General features: G+C 73.2%; 17 protein-coding genes. 9 read left to right on the forward strand and 8 right to left on the reverse strand.

Annotated elements, in window-relative coordinates; all coding sequences use genetic code 11:
- Nucleotides 1-9: 9 nt before the first annotated feature.
- On the reverse strand, nt 10-1,923 hold the full coding sequence (locus OG338_RS20475) for a DEAD/DEAH box helicase (RefSeq protein WP_405940482.1): 1,914 nt from the start codon (nt 1,921-1,923) through the stop codon (nt 10-12).
- 471 nt (nt 1,924-2,394) lie between these two features.
- On the opposite strand from OG338_RS20475, the gene OG338_RS20480 reads away from it, so the two are divergent.
- Nucleotides 2,395-3,129, forward strand: coding sequence for a ferritin-like fold-containing protein (locus OG338_RS20480; protein WP_405938706.1), 735 nt, complete (start codon nt 2,395-2,397; stop codon nt 3,127-3,129).
- A gap of 12 nt (nt 3,130-3,141) precedes the next feature.
- Here the strand turns inward: OG338_RS20480 and OG338_RS20485 are convergent, their stop codons facing one another.
- From OG338_RS20485 to OG338_RS20500, 4 genes are all read right to left on the reverse strand, one after another.
- On the reverse strand, nt 3,142-3,411 hold the full coding sequence (locus tag OG338_RS20485; RefSeq protein ID WP_405938707.1) for a hypothetical protein: 270 nt from the start codon (nt 3,409-3,411) through the stop codon (nt 3,142-3,144).
- A 178-nt stretch (nt 3,412-3,589) separates the two neighbouring features.
- Nucleotides 3,590-3,817: a DUF3107 domain-containing protein gene (locus OG338_RS20490; RefSeq protein WP_405938708.1), complete on the reverse strand. Its 228-nt coding sequence runs from the start codon at nt 3,815-3,817 to the stop codon at nt 3,590-3,592.
- A 131-nt stretch (nt 3,818-3,948) separates the two neighbouring features.
- On the reverse strand, nt 3,949-4,590 hold the full coding sequence (locus tag OG338_RS20495) for a TetR/AcrR family transcriptional regulator (protein WP_030915445.1): 642 nt from the start codon (nt 4,588-4,590) through the stop codon (nt 3,949-3,951).
- A 168-nt stretch (nt 4,591-4,758) separates the two neighbouring features.
- Complete coding sequence (locus tag OG338_RS20500) at nt 4,759-4,974, reverse strand: hypothetical protein (protein ID WP_405938709.1); 216 nt, start codon at nt 4,972-4,974, stop codon at nt 4,759-4,761.
- Between the two features lie 110 nt (nt 4,975-5,084).
- Between OG338_RS20500 and OG338_RS20505 the strand changes: the two genes are divergently transcribed.
- The 7 genes from OG338_RS20505 to moeZ all read left to right on the forward strand — a co-directional run bounded on the left by OG338_RS20505 (nt 5,085) and on the right by moeZ (nt 13,705).
- A complete protein-coding gene (locus OG338_RS20505) occupies nt 5,085-6,050 on the forward strand; it encodes an alpha/beta fold hydrolase (RefSeq protein WP_405938710.1) in 966 nt (321 codons plus the stop codon).
- Nucleotides 6,035-7,363, forward strand: coding sequence for a DUF3152 domain-containing protein (locus OG338_RS20510; RefSeq protein ID WP_405938711.1), 1,329 nt, complete (start codon nt 6,035-6,037; stop codon nt 7,361-7,363). Before OG338_RS20505 ends, OG338_RS20510 begins: the two co-directional genes overlap by 16 nt.
- A gap of 180 nt (nt 7,364-7,543) precedes the next feature.
- On the forward strand, nt 7,544-9,229 hold the full coding sequence (locus tag OG338_RS20515) for a glycosyltransferase (RefSeq protein ID WP_405938712.1): 1,686 nt from the start codon (nt 7,544-7,546) through the stop codon (nt 9,227-9,229).
- Between the two features lie 52 nt (nt 9,230-9,281).
- The gene (locus tag OG338_RS20520) at nt 9,282-10,490 is read left to right on the forward strand and encodes a hypothetical protein (protein WP_405940483.1); all 1,209 of its coding nucleotides are present in this window, start codon (nt 9,282-9,284) and stop codon (nt 10,488-10,490) included.
- Between the two features lie 161 nt (nt 10,491-10,651).
- Entirely contained in the window at nt 10,652-11,617 is a 966-nt protein-coding gene (locus OG338_RS20525; protein WP_405938713.1) for an NAD-dependent epimerase/dehydratase family protein, read from the forward strand.
- Nucleotides 11,605-12,441: a spherulation-specific family 4 protein gene (locus tag OG338_RS20530; RefSeq protein ID WP_405938714.1), complete on the forward strand. Its 837-nt coding sequence runs from the start codon at nt 11,605-11,607 to the stop codon at nt 12,439-12,441. Before OG338_RS20525 ends, OG338_RS20530 begins: the two co-directional genes overlap by 13 nt.
- Nucleotides 12,442-12,526: 85 nt before the next feature.
- Nucleotides 12,527-13,705 (forward strand): adenylyltransferase/sulfurtransferase MoeZ, encoded by a 1,179-nt coding sequence (gene moeZ, locus OG338_RS20535; protein WP_018105519.1) that lies wholly within the window; start codon nt 12,527-12,529, stop codon nt 13,703-13,705.
- Nucleotides 13,706-13,767: 62 nt separating this feature from the next.
- Here the strand turns inward: moeZ and OG338_RS20540 are convergent, their stop codons facing one another.
- The 3 genes from OG338_RS20540 to OG338_RS20550 form a co-directional block, all read right to left on the reverse strand.
- Nucleotides 13,768-15,288, reverse strand: a complete 1,521-nt coding sequence (locus OG338_RS20540; RefSeq protein ID WP_405938715.1) for an alpha/beta hydrolase — start codon at nt 15,286-15,288, stop codon at nt 13,768-13,770.
- Between the two features lie 73 nt (nt 15,289-15,361).
- A complete protein-coding gene (locus OG338_RS20545; protein WP_405938716.1) occupies nt 15,362-16,963 on the reverse strand; it encodes an alpha/beta hydrolase in 1,602 nt (533 codons plus the stop codon).
- 90 nt (nt 16,964-17,053) lie between these two features.
- Nucleotides 17,054-19,771: a lysylphosphatidylglycerol synthase domain-containing protein gene (locus OG338_RS20550; protein ID WP_405938717.1), complete on the reverse strand. Its 2,718-nt coding sequence runs from the start codon at nt 19,769-19,771 to the stop codon at nt 17,054-17,056.
- Between the two features lie 221 nt (nt 19,772-19,992).
- On the opposite strand from OG338_RS20550, the gene OG338_RS20555 reads away from it, so the two are divergent.
- On the forward strand, nt 19,993-20,361 hold the full coding sequence (locus OG338_RS20555) for an MGMT family protein (protein WP_405938718.1): 369 nt from the start codon (nt 19,993-19,995) through the stop codon (nt 20,359-20,361).
- Nucleotides 20,362-20,561 lie beyond the last annotated feature (200 nt).

Raw genomic sequence — 20,561 nt, forward strand, 5'->3', positions numbered from 1 at the left:
GTGGTCCGCTCAGCCCTCGGCCTTCGCGGTGGCGCGCGGTGCCCGGCGCCGGCGCGGCTTGGCCTCGCCCTCGGCGGCCGCGGTCTCCGCCACGGCCTCCGTCTTCGGCTTGGACGCCGTGCGTGTACGACGACGGACCGGCTCGGGCTCGGAGATCGGCGCGATCTGGAAGTCGACCTCGTCCTCGGCGGGCTTGATCACCCGGCGACGGCGCGGCCGGGTGACGGCGGGCGCCTCCGGCTCGGCCGCCGGCGCGGCCTGGACCACGGCCTCCTCGGTCACCGGCTTGGCCGCGCGGGCCCGGCGACGACGCGGCTTGGCCTCGTCCTCGGCAGTCGCGCTCTCCGCGACGGCCTCGGCGGCGACGGTCTCCGCCACGGCCTCCGTCTTCGGCTTGGCGCTCCGGGTCCGGGTGCGCTTCTTCGGCGCGGCCTCGGCCTCCGGCTCGGCCACCACGGCCGCGGGGGCCTCGGCCACGGCGACCGCGGCCTGGGCGGCGACGGCCTCCGCCGCGATGGCCTCCGCCGCACCGGCACGGGTGCGCCGGCGGCGGCGCGGGGTGCGCGGGGCGTCGGCCACCGCTTCCGCACCGGCCTCGGCGGCCGGGGCGGGCACGGTCGCGGTGCCCTCGGCGACCGACGCGCCACCACGGGTGCGACGGCGCTGACGCGGGGTGCGCGGGGCCCGCTCCTCGCGGGCGGCCGGCGGGGCGGACTTGCGGCCGCGGCCGCCCGTCTCGCCCAGGTCCTCGATCTCCTCGGCCCCGAGACCGGCGCGGGTGCGCTCGGCGCGCGGCAGGACACCCTTGGTGCCGGCCGGGATGGCCAGGTCCTCGTACAGGTGCGGGGAGGTGGAGTACGTCTCGGCCGGGTCCGGGAAGCTCAGGTCCAGGGCCTTGTTGATCAGCTGCCAGCGCGGGATGTCGTCCCAGTCGACCAGCGTGATCGCGATGCCCTTGGCGCCCGCGCGGCCGGTGCGGCCGATGCGGTGCAGATAGGTCTTCTCGTCCTCGGGGGACTGGTAGTTGATGACGTGCGTCACACCCTCGACGTCGATGCCGCGGGCGGCGACGTCGGTGCAGACCAGCACGTCGACCTTGCCGTTGCGGAAGGCGCGCAGGGCCTGCTCGCGGGCTCCCTGGCCGAGGTCGCCGTGGACCGCGCCGGAGGCGAAGCCGCGCCGTTCCAGCTGCTCGGCGATGTCCGCCGCGGTGCGCTTGGTGCGGCAGAAGATCATCGCGAGCCCGCGGCCCTCGGCCTGGAGGATGCGCGCGACCATCTCGGGCTTGTCCATCGAGTGGGCGCGGTAGACGTACTGCGCCGTGTTCTTGACGGTCGTGCCCTCGTCGTCGGGCGAGGTGGCGTTGATGTGCGTCGGCTGCGACATGTAGCGGCGGGCCAGCGAGATGACCGCGCCCGGCATGGTGGCCGAGAACAGCATGGTCTGGCGCTTCGCCGGCAGCATCGTGATGATGCGCTCGACGTCGGGCAGGAAGCCCAGGTCCAGCATCTCGTCGGCCTCGTCGAGGACGAGCGCGCGGACCTTGGACAGGTCCAGCTTGCGCTGGCCCGCGAGGTCGAGCAGCCGGCCGGGGGTGCCGACGATCACGTCGACGCCCTTCTTCAGGGCCTCGACCTGGGGCTCGTAGGCCCGGCCGCCGTAGATCGCGAGGACCCGTACGTTGCGCACCTTGCCGGCGGTGAGCAGGTCGTTGGTGACCTGCTGGCACAGCTCGCGGGTGGGCACCACGATGAGGGCCTGCGGGGAGTCGGTCAGCTCCTCCGGCTTCGCGCGGCCCGCTTCGACGTCGGCGAGGACGGTGACGCGCTCAAGGAGCGGGAGGCCGAAGCCGAGCGTCTTGCCGGTGCCGGTCTTGGCCTGGCCGATGACGTCGGAGCCGGAGAGGGCGACCGGGAGCGTCAGCTCCTGGATGGGAAAGGGGGACGTGATGCCGACGGCCTCAAGGGCCTCGGCCGTCTCGGAAAGAATCCCGAGGTCTCGGAACGTAGTCAGGGTGCTGCCTCTTCTGTGAGACGCGGTCCGAGGCGAACGAAGGGGGTCGTACCGTGCCGGGGTTGGTCATCCGGCGGATGTGCCGGGTGGCGCGGGACCACTGCCGTCGCTCGAGCGCTCGTGCCGCTGAGGGGGCCCCTCATCTGCGGTCGTACGTGTGCACACACCGCGTGGAGGGCTGTCGGGTCGGAGCCGATCGGGCCACCGACCGGGCATCCTCATTCAATTTCGCGCCACGAGCAGATGCAAAGTGCTCAGTAAGCGCATTACCACTGTACCCCGGATCCGCGCATCTGTGTTGGGCGAATGCGGCGGAACGGTGTGACGTCGGTCGTCGGGCGGGCCCTTACGCCGCTGCCCGGGCGGGCTATTCTGCGCTGCATGGAGACGCCTGACAACGCCAATGAAGCCCCCGCGACGACCAGAATCGCCGACCAGGACTGGGCCACCGCGTCCGAGCAGCCGCAGTACCGGGCCGCCGTCGTGGATCTGCTGGGCGCCCTCGCCTACGGGGAGCTCGCGGCCTTCGAGCGGCTGGCCGAGGACGCCAAGCTGGCGCCGACGCTGGCCGACAAGGCGGAGCTGGCGAAGATGGCGTCCGCCGAGTTCCACCACTTCGAGCGGCTGACGGAGCGGCTGACCGCCATCGAGGTCGAGCCGACCGCCGCCATGGAGCCCTTCGCCCGGGCGCTGGACGACTTCCACCGCCAGACCGCCCCTTCGGACTGGCTGGAGGGCCTGGTCAAGGCGTACGTCGGCGACTCGATCGCCAGCGACTTCTACCGGGAGGTCGCGGTCCGCCTGGACTCCGACACCCGCTCGCTCGTCCTGGCGGTGCTGGACGACACGGGCCACGGCAACTTCGCCGTCGAGAAGGTGCGCGCCGCGATCGAGGCGGACCCGAGGGTCGGCGGCCGGCTGGCGCTGTGGGCGCGGCGGCTGATGGGCGAGGCGCTGTCGCAGGCGCAGCGCGTGGTCGCGGACCGGGACGCGCTGTCGACGATGCTGGTCGGCGGGGTCGCCGACGGCTTCGACCTGGCGGAGGTGGGCCGGATGTTCTCCCGGATCACCGAGGCGCACACCAAGCGCATGGCCGCCCTGGGGCTGGCCGCGTAACGGACCGGCGGGTCAGGCGGCGGCCGAGCGGCGCAGCCGGCGGCTGCGGGGGCGGATCAGCAGGGACACCGTCACGGCGGCGATCAGCACGGCGCCCACCACGACGGGCGCCGCATGGTCCGGGCCGAGCACCGAGTGCATCAGGGACGCGCCGAACAGGCCGCCGAGCGCCCCCGTGCCGAACACGGTCCGGCGGGCCGGCAGCCGGCCGGGGAGCGAGCGCAGCGCCGCCCAGGAAAGGGCCACTCCGAGTACGACGGCGCTCACGGTTTCCAGGATCACGGACGATCACCTCGCAGGTATGCGGAACGGGCGCTTCGGTCCTGCTGGTACTACCCGTGAGCGACCGCTCACAACCCTCCCGCGCACAGGCTTCGCTCAGCCGCCGCACAGCCGGCCCCGGACACGAGAGCGGCCCGGCGGGAAATTCCCACCGGGCCGCTTCTCGCGTTCGTACGCTCTACAGCGCGCCGAACCCCACCCGCCGGGTGCTGGGCTCGCCGATCTCCACATAGGCGATCCGGTCGGCCGGCACCAGGACCTTGCGGCCCTTCTCGTCCGTGAGGCTGAGCAGCCGCGCCTTGCCGGAGAGCGCCTCGGACACCGCGCTCTCGACCTCTTCGGCGGAAAGCCCGCTCTCCAGAACGATCTCCCGGGGCGTGTGCTGCACCCCGATCTTGACCTCCACGGCTATGTCCCTCCGACGGTCAGTCCCTGCGCGGTGAGCCGCGCCGTACGCAGCACACATTAGCCCGCTGAGGGGACTCGTCAGGGCTCCCCGGGGCACGCCCGCAGCGAACACGGGCGGGCGCCGGGCGGTCAGTGCTGATCGATGCCGTGCAGGGGGAAGCCGGCGATGCCGCGCCAGGCCAGCGAGGTGAGCAGCTGGACCGCGGTGTCGCGCGGAATGGCCGACTGGCTGGACAGCCAGTAGCGGGCGACCACCTGGGACACCCCGCCGAGGCCCACCGCGAGAAGCATGGACTCGTCCTTGGACAGGCCCGTGTCGCCCGCGATCACGTCGGAGATCGCCTCGGCGCACTGGAGCGAGACCCGGTCCACGCGCTCGCGCACGGCGGGCTCGTTGGTCAGGTCGGACTCGAAGACCAGCCGGAAGGCGCCGCCCTCGTCCTCCACGTAAGCGAAGTACGCGTCCATCGTGGCGGCGACGCGCAGCTTGTTGTCCGTGGTCGACGCCAGGGCCGTGCGCACCGCCTGGAGCAGCGACTCGCAGTGCTGGTCGAGAAGGGCCAGGTAGAGCTCCAGCTTGCCCGGGAAGTGCTGGTAGAGCACCGGCTTGCTGACCCCGGCGCGCTCCGCGATGTCGTCCATCGCCGCGGAGTGGTAACCCTGCGCGACGAAGACCTCCTGCGCGGCTCCCAGCAGCTGGTTGCGTCGGGCGCGGCGGGGCAGGCGAGTGCCCCGCGGGCGCGCCGCCTCGGTCTGCTCGATGGCTGTCACGCCGCCTCCCAAATTCGTGGTCCGACACAGCCGTTCCGTACGTGCCGCGCCATACCGACATCGTACTTTTGGGTAACCCCGGTATGCGCGGCGCGGACGCAGAATTTCACGGACCGGACGGCTGCGGTAGCCGCAGACCGCCCCTTCCCGTGCGCAGAGCGGGACGTATCAGCGGTAATCGTCCTCATCCTGGGGGACCACGCGGGCCTGGTCCGCCGCGTCCGCCTCGCTGGCGCCGCTGCGGTCGAGGTCCGTGAGCGGTTCGTCGCTCTCCGGACGGAGGTCGGTGTGCTGCTCGGCGGCGTCCGCCTCGGGCGTCTCCTGGTCGGGCTCGTCCGGCTGGACGCCCTCGAAGGTCTCCGGCTCCCTCGGGTCGACCGTCATGGTGACTCCCTTCCTCGGTTCGAGCCTATGAGGTACCCGGTGAAGCCGCTATACGATCGTGTGACGGCGAACACATGAACCCCGGTGTGATCATCTCGTAACATTGCCGCATGTCTTCGACCGAGCTGCCGGGAGTCCGCGCCGCCGCCGCGGCGGTGTCGCCCACGGTGAGCGCCGTCCGGGTCGCGGCGGGGGAGCGGCTGCGCTCCGTCGAACTGCCCGGGCTGACGCTCACCGTCCGTTCGCGGCCGTCCCGGGGGCCCGGGCTGCCGCCCGCCCTCTTCGTGCACGGCCTCGGCGGCTCCTCGCAGAACTGGTCGGCCCTGATGCCGCTGCTGGAGGACCTGGCCGACTGCGAGGCGGTCGACCTGCCCGGCTTCGGTGACTCGCCGCCCCCGGACGACGGCAATTACTCGGTCACCGGACACGCCCGCGCGGTCATCCGTCTGCTGGACGCCCAGGAGCGCGGCCCCGTCCATCTGTTCGGCAACTCGATGGGCGGCGCGGTCGCCACCCGGGTCGCCGCGGTCCGCCCCGACCTGGTGCGTACGCTCACGCTGGTCTCGCCCGCGCTCCCGGAGATCCGGGTCCAGCGCACGGCCGCCCCGACCGCCCTGCTCGCACTGCCGGGCGTCGCCTCCCTGTTCGCCCGGCTCTCCCGGGACTGGACCGCGGAGGAACGCACCCGCGGAGTCATGGCACTCTGTTACGGCGATCCGGCACGGGTCTCCGAGACGGGCTTCCGCGACGCGGTGGCCGAAATGGAGCGCCGGCTGGAACTGCCGTACTTCTGGGACGCCATGGCGCGTTCCGCCCGTGGCATCGTCGACGCGTACACGCTGGGCGGACAGCACGGGCTGTGGCGCCAGGCCGAGCGGGTGCTCGCGCCGACCCAGCTGGTGTACGGCGGACGGGACCGGCTCGTCTCGTTCCGGATGGCCCGCAGGGCGTCCGCGGCCTTCCGCGACGCGCGCCTGCTGACACTGCCCGATGCCGGGCACGTGGCGATGATGGAGTACCCGGAGGCGGTCGCCCAGGCGTTCCGGGAATTGCTCGACGAATGCGGCGGGAGCTGATCCAGGGCGTGGGACGACACAGCCGGAAGGGCCCTGCGCCCAGCGCGCCCGTGACGGGGCAGGCGGAGCCGGACGAAGCGGGGCGCGAGGCCGCCCGGCCCGTCGCCGGCACCGGACGGCGCAGACGGCAGGCGGGACCCGCGCCCTTCGCGGGAGCGCCCGAGGTGCGCGGCGGTCACCCCGAACAGCGTGAACCGGGCGGCGGCTGGGGTGCGGGCCCCATGCGCGCCCCTTCCCGCCCCGGCCTCCAGGCGCCCGCGCCCGGCGCGCGCCCCGGCGCCCCGAACCACCAGCAGGCCACCGGCACCCGGCCGCTGATACCGGGCCCGCGGCGCGAGTTCGTGGAAGCCTTCGACAGCCCGCCCGCACCGCCCGCCCCCTCGGACCCGCACCGGCGCGGCCCGGTGGCCGAGGACCCGTACCGCTCCGTCACCGACTGGGACACCCGCGAGCCGGAGACCCGGCACGACGAGGACGCGGCCCCGGTCAGGGAGGCCAAGGGCGGCAAGGGCCGTACGTTCACCGGTATCGCGGCCGCCGCGGTGACCACCGTCCTCGCGGTCGTGGTGGCCGGGCAGGTCGCCCACGACAGCACCTCGGGGAACGGCGCCGCGCAGGCCACCGAGGTGGACCGGGACGACACGGACGACGCCTCCCGTTCGGACAGCCGTACGACCCCCTCGCCCGAAGCGGTGGCGGTCAAGCCCCTGACGTACGACCAGAAAATGGCCAAGCCCTATCCGCTCTCACCGGCGCTGACGGGCCCGGGGAAGTTCGAGACCGTGCCCGGCACCGCCGAGGCGCCCGGCAAGGGGGCGGTCCACCGCTACCGGATCGACGTGGAGAAGGGCCTCGGGCTCGACGCCGAACTGTTCGCGCAGGCCGTCCAGAAGATCCTGAACGACGACCGGAGCTGGGCGCACGACGGCGATATGACCTTCGAACGGATCTCCGAGGGCAAGCCGGACTTCGTCATCACCCTGGCCAGCCCCGGCACCACCGGGAAGTGGTGCGCCAAGTCCGGCCTGGACACCATGGAGGACAACGTCTCCTGCGACTCGGCCGCCACCGAGCGCGTGATGATCAACGCCTACCGCTGGGCGCAGGGTTCGGCCACCTTCGGACCGGACAAGCTGTACGCGTACCGGCAGATGCTCATCAACCACGAGGTCGGCCACCGGCTCGGCCACAATCACGCGAGCTGCCGGACGGAAGGCGCGCTCGCGCCGGTCATGCAGCAGCAGACCAAGACGCTGGATCTCAACGGCATCAAATGCCGCCCCAATCCGTGGGTCTACCCCACCGCTGAGTAACCCTCAGTTTCTATAGCGCGACAGAACGTCGTCGCGCCGGGAAAGTTACGCCGGTTCACCCCTTTCGGTGGCGCGATGGACAACCGTCCGTCGCGCCACCGGCGTATCCGCTTACGGTCGTCCCGCCGCGAGTCGCCGAAGGAACGGCGGCCGCTCACAAGGGAGATCGGGGGTGCGCTCGTGCGGATCGGACTGCTCACCGACGGTGGTTATCCGTACGCGACCGGTGAGGCCAGGCTCTGGTGCGACCGGCTCGTCCGCGGGCTCGCACAGCACGAGTACGACCTCTTCGCGCTCAGCCGTTCCGCCGAGCAGGAGGCGGCCGGCTGGGTCCGGCTCCCGCACCAGGTCGCCGGCGTGCGCACCGCGCCCCTGTGGACCGCCGACCAGGACACCCTCGGCCTGCACGCCCCCCGGGGACCGCTCGCCCGGCTGCTGACCGGCGGGGGCGCGCGGACATACGCCCGGCGCGAACGGCGGCGCTTCGCCGCGCACTTCGCGGACCTCGCGGCCTCCGTCTGCGCCGAATCCCGCCTCGCGGACGAGCGGTTCACCCGCGGGCTCTACGGCCTCGCCGAACTCGCCCGGGAACACGGCGGACTGCCCGCCGCCCTGCGCTCCGAGACGGCCGTGCGCATCCTGGAGGCCGCCTGCCGCGCCCCCGGCACCGGACGCACCGTGCAGACCGCCACCGTCACCGACCTGCTCGCCTTCACCGCCGAGCTGGACCGGGTGCTGCGCCCCCTCTCCCTCGACTGGTACGAGGACGACGGCCTCGGCGCCGTGGACCTCTGCCACGCGACGGCGGGCGGTGCCGCCGCACTGCCGGGGCTGCTGGCCAAACGCTTCTTCGAGGTGCCGCTGCTGGTCACCGAGTACGCCGTCCGGGTCCGGGCGCACTACCTCGCCTCGGGCGGTGCGCCGTGCAGCGCGCCGGTGCGCGCCCTCCTCGCCAACCTGCACGGACGGCTCGCCACCGAGGTGTACCGGCAGGCCGACCTCATCACCCCCGGCAACACCCACGCCCGCCGCTGGCAGGAGCGCTGCGGGGCCGACCCGGCGAAGCTGCGGACGGTGTACCCGGGCATGGAGGCGGCCCGGTTCGCCGCGCTCGGCGAGAGCGAGGACGACGGGGGGCCCGACACGCTGGTCTGGGTCGGCCGCATCGAGCCCGCCAAGGACCTGACCGGCCTTCTGCACGCCTTCGCCGAGGTGCGCCTCGCCGAGCCGGACGCCCGGCTGCGGATCATCGGCGCCCCGGCCCCGGGCCCCGCGGGCGCCGCCTGTCTGGCCCGCTGCCGCGCCCTGGCCGGCCGGCTCTTCCCCGAGGAGGACGCGGTCGGCTTCGAGGAGATCGGCGGGCCCGAGGTCCCGGAGCTGGCCCAGGCGTACGCGGCGGCCGGGGTCGTCGTCCTCTCCAGCGTGGTCGAGGGCTTCCCGATCAGCCTGGTCGAGGCGATGTTCTGCGGCCGGGCCACGGTGTCGACGGACGTCGGCGCGGTGGTCGAGGTCATCGGCGGTACGGGGCTCGTGGTCCCGCCGCGCAACCCCCGGGCGCTCGCGGACGCCTGCCTCGCGCTCCTGCGCGACCCCGAGCGCCGTGCCCGCCTGGGAGCGGCGGCGCGCGCCCGGGCGCTCGAACTCTTCACCGTCGACCAGAATCTCGCCGCCTTCCACGGCATCTACCTGGAGCTGATCGCCCGGGCGCCGGTACGCGAGAGGCCGCATCCCGCCCCGCACGACGGCCCGCGCCCCTTCGCCACCCCGCCGGAGGCCCATGTCCTGGGCCACTGGCCGGAGCGGGCGGGACCGGAGCACGCCGACCGCACCCCCAGCTGGGCGGGCGCCGGGAGCGGCGATGCGTAGCCACGAGACGGCAGCCCCGGCACCGGGCGAACAGCACCACGGAGGAACGACGATGAGCCGCGAGGGCCACCAGGGGGACGCCGCCCCGGCGGAGGAGGTCACGCCCGGGGAAGCGCCCGGGGAGGCGCCCGCGCGCGCCCCCGAAGTGGCGCACGCCCACCCCGCCGCCGCCCTGCGCAAGGCGGCCGTCGGACGGCGGGGGACCGCCGACCCGGTGCGGGCGCTCATGCACCGGCACCGGGAGCTGTGCGAACGGGCCGTCGACCCGCTGGAGATCGCCGCAGGGCTGGAGGCCCACGGGGTCACCGACCGCACCGCCGCCCGCTACCGGGACGTGTTCTCGCTCGCCGAGGAACTCTTCGCCCGGGTACCCGCGGTCGCGGGGGAGCCCGTGGCGGCGGGCCCCGCTCCGGCGCGCGACGTCACCACGCGCGCCGCCTGGTCCCTGCGCGCCCTGCTGCCCGGCGCCGCCTGCCTCGCGACCCTCGTCGCGCTCGGGCTGACCGACGGGGTGCTCGGCGGCGACGCCCGCCTCGCCCTCGCCTCCGCCGGGGCGCTCCTCGCGCTCACCGGCCTCGCCCTCACCCTGCGCACCGGCCCGCTCAGCGCCCGGGAGGGGGCGGGCTCGTCCGGCGCCGCCGCGCTCGGCGTCTGCTGGCTGCTCGGCTATGTCCTGTACGGCGACGACCTGCTCCACCAGGTCCTCAGCGGCGGCCCCGAGGGCCCCTGGACCCTGACCCCGGCACCCCTGCTCGGGCTCGCCGTCGCGGTCGCCCCGGCCGCCTGGTGCGCGCACCTCTTCGCCCTGGCCGCGCACCGCCGGCTGCACGGCAGCCATGCGCTGGAGGAGTTCGGGGCGGGCGTGCGCCCCCTGCTCTTCGGTGTCGTCGCGCTCTTCGCCTGCGCCCTCGCCGCACTGCTCTGCCTGGCCCGCCTCGGCTTCGGCACCGGCGGCTCACCGGCCGGGGCCGCCGCCCTCGGGATGCTGCTCCTGCTGGCCCGCCTGCTGACCGTCCACGGCTTCCCCGAACCCGCCGCCACCGGAATCGCCGCCGCCTGCGCCATGGAGGCCGCGGCCCCCGCCCTGATCCTGGCCGGGCGGCTGCCCGGGCTGCACGCGGCCGCCCGCCCCGTCGACGCCCTCATCGAGGCGGCGGGCCCCGGGGCCGTGCCCGTACTGGCCTGCGGCACCGCCGCGTTCGGCCTGCTGATCACCGCCGTCCTCGCCCTCTCCCGGGCCTCCGCCCACGCCGCCCCCTGAGGCGGCCCCCGATCCACCCGCGGAGCCGACGCCGCGGGCCGTCACCACCCGCACCGTACGCACCGACGCGTACGGGACAGCCCTCAAGGAGACACCGACATGACCCGCCAATCCCCCGCACCGGCAGCCCGCCGTCGGCCCTCAGGCCGGGGCGGTGCGCGATGAGGGTGCTGCTGCTCGGAGCCAACGGATTCATCGGCCGGTTCGTGGCCGACCGGCTGCTCGCCGACCCCGCCGTCCACCTCACGGCCCTCGGCCGCGGCGACGACGCCGACGTCCGGTTCGACCTCGCGACCGGCAGCCCCGGAGCGCTCACCCGCTTCCTGGACGCCGTCCACCCCGGGGTCGTCGTCAACTGCGCCGGCGCCACCCGGGGCGGTGCGCGCGACCTCACCCGGCACAACACCGTCGCCGTCGCCACCGTCTGCGAGGCGATGCGGCGCAGCCGCTGCACCGCCCGCCTGGTCCAGGTCGGCTGCGCCTCGGAGTACGGGCCCTCCCAGCCCGGGTCCTCCACCGCCGAGGACGCCATCCCGCGCCCCGGCGGCCCGTACGGCGTCAGCAAGCTCGCCGCCACCGAGCTGGTCCTCGGCTCCGGGCTCGACGCGGTCGTCCTGCGGGTCTTCTCGCCGGTCGGCCCCGGCACCCCGGCCGGCTCCCCGCTCGGCCGGCTCGCCGAGGCGATGCGCCGCACCATGCAGGCCGGCGACGGCGAGCTGAAGCTCAGCGGCCTCGGCGTGCAGCGGGACTTCGTGGACGTACGCGATGTGGCGCGGGCCGTGCACGCCGCCTCGCTCTCCGCCGCGCAGGGCGTCGTCAACATCGGCACCGGCCGGGCCGTCCGGCTGCGCGACACGGCGGCCGTCCTCGCCAAGGTCGCCGGATACGCCGGCGCGCTCCACGAGCTGGACACGCCCCCCGCCCGCCTCCCCATCGGCGCGCCCCGCACCTCCACCGAGTCGGTCATCGAACACCTCTCGGCCACCCCGTCCCCGTACCCGGACGGCTGCGGCGCCTGGCAGCAGGCCGATGTGCGCACCGCGCGGGACCGGCTCGGCTGGCGCCCCCGGATCAATCTGGAGGAATCGCTCGCCGACATCTGGATGGAGGCGGCGTGCCGTATCTGACCAGCACCGGCACCGCCCGGCGCACCAGCGGCGCCGACCGGCTCGGCTTCGGCGTCCCCGGCTACGCCCACCCGCTGCTCGCCCCCGCCGAGTGGGCCGAGCTGAGCCGCCCCGGCACCCCGCTGCACTGGGCCGTCCTCAACATCGACAACGGCCCCGGCAGCCGGCCCGACCCGCACTGCCTGGAGGCGGCCGGCCGGCTGCGCAACGCCCGCGCCCGCGCGCTGCGCGAGGGGGACCCGCTCGACGCCGTACGGGCCTATGGCGGCAGGCTGCTCGGGCAGCTCGATCTCGCCCACGGCACCCGGCCGTTCGGGGAACTGCTCGCCGACGCCCGGTCGTACCTGGACTGGTACCGGGTGGACGGCTTCTACCTGGACCGCTGCCCGGCCGGCCGCGCCGAGCTGCCCGCCGTGCGACGGCTCACCGGCACCCTGCGGGCCTTCCTGGGGAAGGACGACGGGCACCTCGTGCTGGGGCACGACACCCATCCGTATCCCGGTTACGCGGAGACGGGGGACCAGCTCGTCACGTTCCGGGGCGCGTGGAGCGACTACCGCTGGTCGCAGGTGGCGGAGTGGACCGCGGCCTACCCGCCCGGCCGCTTCGCACACTTCGTGCACGGCGTTCCGCGCACGCATCTGGAGGAGGCGATGCGCATCGCCCGCTGGCAGGGCGCCGGGACGATCTTCTTCACCGACCGCGGCGGCCGGTCCGGTCCGGGGAACGGCCGGAACGGTCAGGGACAAAGCGATCCATTCGCGGCACTGCCCAGGTACTGGGACGAAATCGTCTCGCGGATCGGACCCGGTATCTCGGAATGAGAGGGGGCGTGGCAGTGTTACGGGAAGAACAACCGTACGTAGTCGAAGTACGTAGAAACCGACCACCTGCATTGTTGAGGTTCCTGTGTCGCTGCCACCCCTGGTCGAGCCAGCTGCTGAGCTCACCGTCGACGAGGTCCGCAGGTACTCCCGCCACCTGATCATCCCGGATGTCGGGATGGACGGGCAGAAGCGGCTGAAGAACGCGAAGGTGCTCTGTGTCGGCGCCGGCGGCCTCGGTTCGCCGGCCCTGATGTACATGGCCGCCGCCGGTGTCGGCACGCTCGGCATCGTGGAGTTCGACGAGGTCGACGAGTCGAATCTCCAGCGCCAGGTCATCCACAGCCAGGGCGACATCGGCAAGTCCAAGGCCCAGTCGGCCAAGGAGACCGTCCAGGGCATCAACCCCCTGGTCAACGTGGTCCTTCACGAAGAGCGGCTCGAAGCCGAGAACGTGATGGACATCTTCTCCCAGTACGACCTGATCGTGGACGGCACGGACAACTTCGCCACCCGCTATCTCGTCAACGACGCCGCGGTCCTGCTGAACAAGCCCTACGTCTGGGGCTCGATCTACCGCTTCGACGGCCAGGCGTCCGTGTTCTGGTCCGAGCACGGTCCCTGCTACCGCTGCCTCTACCCGGAGCCGCCCCCGCCGGGCATGGTTCCGTCCTGCGCCGAGGGCGGCGTCCTCGGTGTGCTCTGCGCCTCCATCGGCTCGATCCAGGTCAACGAGGCCATCAAGCTGCTCGCCGGCATCGGCGACCCGCTGGTCGGCCGGCTGATGATCTACGACGCCCTGGAGATGCAGTACCGCCAGGTCAAGGTGCGCAAGGACCCCGACTGCGCGGTCTGCGGCGAGAACCCCACCGTCACCGAGCTCATCGACTACGAGGCGTTCTGCGGCGTCGTGTCGGAGGAGGCCCAAGAGGCGGCGGCCGGTTCGACCATCACTCCGAAGCAGCTCAAGGAGTGGATCGACGCCGACGAGAAGATCGAGATCATCGACGTCCGCGAGCCGAACGAGTACGAGATCGTCGCGATCCCGGGCTCCCGGCTGATCCCGAAGAACGAGTTCCTGATGGGCAACGCCCTCCAGGACCTTCCGCAGGACAGGCGCATCGTCCTGAACTGCAAGACGGGTGTCCGCAGTGCGGAAGTCCTCGCGGTCCTCAAGTCGGCGGGCTTCGCCGACGCGGTCCACGTGGGCGGCGGCGTGATCGGCTGGGTCAACCAGATCGAGCCCGAGAAGCCGGTCTACTAGCAGACCTCGAAGGGGCCGGTCCGCATCGCGCGGGCCGGCCCCTTCGGCGTTCACCGGTGCCGTTACGAGCAGGTCGTGCCGTCCGCCGGGACCTTCCCGTCCAGGAAGTACGCGTCCACGGCCGACGTCACACAGCTGTTGCCGCCGTACGCGCCGTGCCCCTCGCCCTTGTTGGAGAGCAGCACACCGACGCCCTCGCCCAGCTCGTCCGCCATCCGCCGGGCGCCCTCGTACGGTGTGGCCGGGTCGCCCGTCGTGCCCACGACCAGGATCGGACCGGCGCCCGGAGCGCTCGCCTCCGGATGGTCGTGCTCGCCCGCCACCGGCCAGCCGGAGCACCAGCCCGCCGTGTCCCAGGCCAGGAACGGCCCGAAGACCGGGGACAGCCTCTCGAACTCGGGCAGCAGCGCCTTCGCCTCGGCCGCCGTGGGCCGCGCCTTGCCGTCGGCGCAGGAGATGGCCCGCTGCGCGTGGTTCTGGGTGTCGTAGTGGCCGTTCTCGTCCCGGCCGTTGTACGAGTCGGCGAGCTGGAGCAGCGCGGCTCCGCTGCCGTCCTCGGCCTTGTCCAGGGCGCGGGTGAGGGTGGGCCAGCTGTCCTTGGAGTAGAGGGGGAGCACGATGCCGGTGAGCGCCAGCGACTCGTTGAGCTCGCGGTCCGTGCCGGTCGGCAGCGGCTCGGCGTCGATCCGCTTCAGCAGCGCCGCGATCCGCCGGGTGCCCGCCTCCGGGTCCTGGCCGCGGTCCTTGAGGTAGTTCTCCAGGGCCCGCTGGAAGCCGGTCGCCTGGTTGCGCGCCTGCCCGGTGGCGTCGGCGGTGGGGTCGACGACCGCGTCGAAGACCGTACGCCCCACGTTCTCCGGGAAGAGGTGGGCGTAGGTGCCGCCCAGCTCGGTGCCGTACGACATTCCGAAGTACGTCAGCTTCTCGTCGCCGAGAGCCCGGCGGATCACGTCCATGTCGCGGGCGGCGTTCGTGGTGCCGACGTACGGGAGGACCTTGCCGGACAGGCGGGCGCAGCCGGCCCCGAAGTCGGCGCCGTCCGCCATGAAGGCCGCCTCCTCGGCCGCGGTGTCCGGGGTCATGTCCACATTCTGGAACGCCTTTTCCTGCGCCTGGTCGTCGCGGCACCGCACCCCGGCGCTCTGCGCCACCCCGCGCGGGTCGAAGCCCACCAGGTCGTAGCGGGTGTTGAGGGTGGTGTAGCCGGCGGCGGCGCGCGGCAGGATCGAGACGCCGGAGCCGCCGGGCCCGCCGAAGTTGAAGAGCATCGAGCCCAGGCGCTTGGACTTGTCCGTGGCCTCCTTGCGGATCAGGGCGATGCCGATCGTGTCGCCCTCGGGCTTCGCGTAGTCCAGCGGCACCCGCACCGTCGCGCAGCGCCACTCGGAGCCCGGCGTCTCACCGCCCTCGGGGGCCTTGCAGCGGGTCCAGTCCAGAGACTGCCGCGAGGCGGGCGACGAGGCGGTGCCGCCGTCCGCCCGCTCGCCCGGCTTGTCGTCCGTACCGTCCTCGCAGCCCGCGAGCAAGCCCGTCAGCAGGAGTGCGGCGGCGGCCAGTGCCCCGGCCCGTGCGTGTGCGACCACGTGTGCGTTCCCTCTCCGTCGAGCGCTGCCCGTACGGCAGTTCGCTCATCGTAGGGGGGCGTGCCGCAGGGGCTCAGCCGCAGACGGTGCCGGCCTCCGGGGCCTTGCCGTCGAGCAGATAGCCGCCGACCGCCTTCTGCACGCAGGCGTCGCCGCTGTTGTACGCGCCATGGCCCTGGCCCTTGTACGTCATCCGCACGCCGACGTCCTCGCCCAGCTCGTCGGCCATCGCCTGGGCGCCCTCGTACGGGGTCGCCGGGTCGCCGGTGTTGCCGATGACGAGGATGGGGGCGGAGCCGGGGGCGCTGACGTCGGGGGTCTTCCAGGTGCCCTCGACCGGCCAGTCGGTGCAGCCCATCAGGCCCCAGCCCAGGTAGTTGCCGAAGACCGCCGAGGCGTCGCGGAATTCGGGGAGCTTCGCCTTGGTCTGCTCCAGGGTGAACCGCTCGCGCGAGTCGGCGCAGCTGATCGCGGAGTAGGCGGCGGCGGAGTTGTCGTAGCGCCCGTCGTCGGAGCGGCCGTTGAGGGAGTCGGCGAGCGCCAGGAGCAGGGAGCCGTTCCCGCCGTCGGCCTCGTCCACACCTTGTTCGAGCAGCGGCCAGGTCTCCTTGGAGTAGAGGGCGGCCGCGATGCCGGTGGTGGCCTGGGTCTCGGTCAGCTTGCGGGCGCCGATGCCCTTGATGGGCTTCTCCTCCAGCTGGTCCAGCAGGGAGGCGATGCCCTTCTCGATCTCCTTCGCGTCGGAGCCGGGCAGCTTGCAGGCGTCGCCCCGGTCCGCGCAGTCCTTGGTGAAGTTCTCCAGGGCGAGCTGGAAGCCCTTGGCCTGGCTCAGCGAGGACTCCTCGGCGTTCTCGGTGGGGTCGACCACCGCGTCCAGGACCGCCCGGCCGACCTTCTTCGGGAAGAGGTGCGCGTAGACGCCGCCCAGCTCGGTGCCGTACGAGATGCCGAAGTAGTACAGCTTGTCGTCGCCGAGCACCTGGCGCATCAGGTCCATGTCGCGGGCGGCGTTGGTGGTGCCGACGTACGGGAGCTGTTCGCCGGACCGCTTCTCGCAGGCGGCGGCGAACCGCTTGGTGTCCTGGACGAACGCCTTCTCCTCCGCCGCGTCGTCCGGGGTGCCGTCCTCCTGGTAGCGGGCGTCCAGCTGCTTGTCGGTCTCGCACTCGACGCCGTCGCTGTTCCCCACTCCGCGCGGGTCGAAGCTCACCAGGTCGTACCGGGTACGCAGCTTGTCGTACGCCGTACCGAATGCGGGGAGGGTGGCGACGCCCGAGCCGCCGGGGCCGCCGAAGTTGAAGATGAGCGAGCCGATCCGCTTCTTCGGGCTGATCGCCTTCGCACGGATGAGCGCCAGTTCGATGGTGTCGCCGTCCGGCTTCGCGTAATCGAGGGGGGCCTTCATGGAAGCGCACTCCCAGTTCGCCCCGCCGGGCAGCGGCGACGGCGGTTTGCCGCCCCCCTGTGCCTGGGAAGGGGCGGGGCACTTCTTCCACGTCAGCTTCTGGGCGGCGAGGCCGGACGACGGGCTGCCGGTGGCGGCGTTCGCCGCGCGGGCCTGGCTCGTCGGCTCGGCGGTTTCCTTGTCACCGCCGTCCGCACAGCCGGCGAGGGGGAGCAGCACGGTCACGGTGGCGGCGAGGGCCGCGGCGCGCAGGGCAGGGGAGGTCCTCATCGCTCCATGCTGCGGGGGCGCGTGGGCGCGCGCACGGGGTGCCGGTCCAAGTGGGTGGCCGGTGCACGCAGGTCCTCCGGGCGCTCGGACTTACAGCTGCCCCTTGCGCGTGAGGTGGTTGAAGCACAGCCAGCCGGGAAGGACCGGCAGCCACAGGGTCATCAGCCGGAACAGCAGCACCGCCGGTGCGGCGACCTCCTTCGGCAGCCCGACCGCGATCAGACCCAGCGTCAGCGCGCCCTCGACGGCGCCCATCCCGCCCGGTGTCGGCGCGGCCGAGCCGAGCGCGTTGCCGGCGAGGAAGACCACCGCGATGCTCGCGTAACTGAGGTGCGGGGTGTCCGGTCCGCTGAACGCCCGGACCGAGGCGTCCAGGCACATCACGAAGACACCGGTCAGCAGCAGCATCCCGCCGATCCCGGTGAGCAGCTTCTGAGGGCGCTGCACCACGTCGAGCATGCGGGGCACGACCCCGGCGAACAGCGACCGCACCCGGGTCACCACGAACTTCCGCAGGAACGGGATCGCGGTGACCACCAGGACCAGCACGGCGACCGTCAGCAGCCCGGCGATCACGGTCCTGGACGGGGTGAGCGAGGACGGCGTCTTCTCGGTGCCGGTCAGATAGCCGAAGGCGCCCAGCAGCAGGATGTGGCAGCCGAGCCCGAACAGCTGGGACGCGCCCACGCTGGCCACCGCGAGACCGGGCCGGACCCCGGAGCGCTGGAGGAACCGGGTGTTCAGCGCCACCCCGCCGACCGCCGCCGGTGCCACGATCTTCACGAACGACCCGGCGACCTGCGCCAGGACGGTCCGCCCGAACGACACCCGCTCGGGTACGAAGCCCAGCAGGCTCATCGCGGCGGCCACGTAACTCAGCGCCGAGAAGCCGAGCGCGGCGGCCACCCAGCCCCACTCCGCCTGCTCCACGACCGCCCCGAAGTCGGCCTCGGTGACCTGTGAGATCAGGAAGTACGCGGCGATGGCGCCGGCGATGAAGCTGAACAGGGTGCGCGGCTTGATGCGTTCCAGGCGGACCGGCTCGACCGGGGCCTGCGGCCGGATCAGCAGCACCTCCCGGCGGATCTGGGAGAGCAGGTCCTCCTCGCGCGCCTCTTCGAGGGCGTCGTCCATGGCCCGTTTCTCGGCCTGCTTCTCGGTGCGCAGCGACTTGCGGTCGTTCTTGCGGTCACCGTCCCCGGACAGCTCCGCGTCCTCGGTCCGGGCGCGCTTGGCCGCGTCCGACGCTTCGAGGACCGCTTCGCGTTCGCGCTGCGAGCGTTCCCGGGCGAGCCTGCGCAGCTGCGCCCGGGTGGAGCGGCTGAGCGCGATCGGCTGGAGGAGGGGCAGGCAGTCGGCGACCGCGTCGGGGCCGAGCACGGCGAGCGCGGCGGCCACGGCCCGCTCGGGGCCCACCCGCAGCCCGGTGGTGGTGAGCAGCTGCGCGACGTCCATCCGCAGCACCAGATCCCCGGCCGCGATCTCGCCGCCGCGCAGATCGGTGACGAACACCGTGCCGAAACGATCCACCAGTATGGCGTCACCGGTGAGCCTGCGGTGCGCGATCCGGCGCGACTGGAGGGCCTTGACCTGCCTCCACGCCCCGCGCACCAGATCGTCGGTGATCTCGGAGTCCTCCAGGGCGTCCAGGGACCGGCCGCCGATGTGCTCGTAGACCAGCATCACGGCGTCCGGGCCGAGCTCGGAGGTGGCGATGAGCTTGGGCGCGTTGGCCCCGGCGGCGATGGCCGCGTACGCGAGCAGCGCTTCCTGTTCCAGCGCCTGGCGCAGCGACTGGATGGACCGCCGCTGGGTGATCCCGCGCAGGGTGAGCCTGCGCCACACCCGGTAGAAGAACCCCTGGGCCTGCTGCTCGCGGTCCACGACGGTCACGTCGAGCGGTGGCCCGTCCTCCAGCGAGACCAGATAGCGGCGCCCCCGGTCGCTCTGGTCGCCGGAGTCGGGCGCGTCGTCCGCCCGCATCGCGGTGACCGGCCGGAAGCCGACGTGCCGCAGACCGGCCATCAGGTGCTGGCCGGTCGGGCGGACGTTCGGCGAGCCGACCGCGTACAGCGTGCCGTACGCCACCGTCCAGCCGATGAGCACCGTGAGCACGATGGAGAACGGGGTCGTGTAGCCGCCGACCAGCATCGCGAAGGCGTCCAGCAGCAGCACCACCCACAGCACGACCCGCCAGCGCGGCCGTCTCGCCATGCCGACCGCGGTCATGTACGCGATCACGGGCGCGAGATAGCCGTGTACGGGATCGGTCACCGCGTCGCCGGGCTGCGGCTGGGTCAGCGCGTCCTGGAGGGTGCCGGAGGCGGACTTGGCGACCCACAGATCCGTGGCGAGCGTCACCCCGTGCGCCAGCACCGCGGCCAGCACTCCGTCGGCGATCCGCAGTCCGTCGCGTTTGATCAGCCGCTCGATGGCGAAGGCGACCGGCACGAGCAGCACGGCGATGCTGGAGACCAGCCCGGCGAGCTTGATCAGCAGGTCGGGGGCCTGTCCGGTGCCCTTGTTGATGTCCTGTTCGAGGCCGGTGGTCGTGCCGTGGGCGAAGGCGGCGACGGAGAACAGCACGACGACCGCGAGCACCCCGATGAGCAGGCGCATGAGGTCGGAGGGGCGGTGCACCCGGGCGGGCAGCAGCGGTTCGTCACCGGAGACGCGCTCGGCCTGCGAGGCGTCGGAGCCGGCGAGGGTGGACCCGGCCGAGGTCCCGGCGTCCGTGCCCGGCTCCCGCCGGGGGCTGTCCGGACGCGGCTCGGCATCGGAGGCGTCGGCCGCCTTCGGTGGCTGCACGCCCTGCTCCTTCGTCGCCTCTGATTGGTCTTCGTGTTCTCGTATCACCGGTCACCGCCCGCATGATGGTGGCACGGCCGATGGGCGCAAGGGGGCATCAGGGTGCGATGCGGGGGCGTGCGATGCGCAACATACGCTCCTTTCCCAGCCTGTGCACGCTGTGTGTGCGCGCGAACACGGCGGGGTCGGGGGTGTCGGTGGCGTACGGCAGGATGGGGCGGATGAGCGAACACCCGACGGGCGACGCGCTGCCGGAGTACGCGGAGCGCGTGCTCGATGTCGCCGACCTGATCCCGCCCGGCCGCGTCATGACGTACGGCGATGTCGCGGAGTGGCTGGACGAGGGCGGCCCGCGCCAGGTCGGCCGGGTCATGGCGCTGTACGGGAGCGCGGTGCCGTGGTGGCGCGTGGTGCGCTCCGACGGCAGGCTGCTGCCCGGCCACGAGCTGCGCGCCCTGGACCACTACCGCGCGGAGAGCACCCCGCTGCGCGAGGCCCCGGCGAGCGCGGAGGGCCACCTGCCGCGCCTGGACATGCGGCGCGCGCGATGGGACGGCGTGACGGGCGGCGGTGGGGGAGCTCACACCTGACAGCTTCGGCCATGGGACGGCGGAACGGGCGGATCCGCGTCCGTACGGTGTGCGCCGGGCGTGCGGCGGGCCGTCCGGCGGTGTGCGGCCGGAAGAACGTGACGATCCCCGCAGCCGTCCCGCCGCATTCGGGGGGCGCGCCGGAGTAGCGTCTTCAGTTCGCGGCGGGCGCCGCGCCCTCACCACCCGTACACCCACCA

It is taken from the genome of Streptomyces sp. NBC_00726, from assembly GCF_045161735.1.
Taxonomy (GTDB): Bacteria; Actinomycetota; Actinomycetes; order Streptomycetales; family Streptomycetaceae; genus Streptomyces.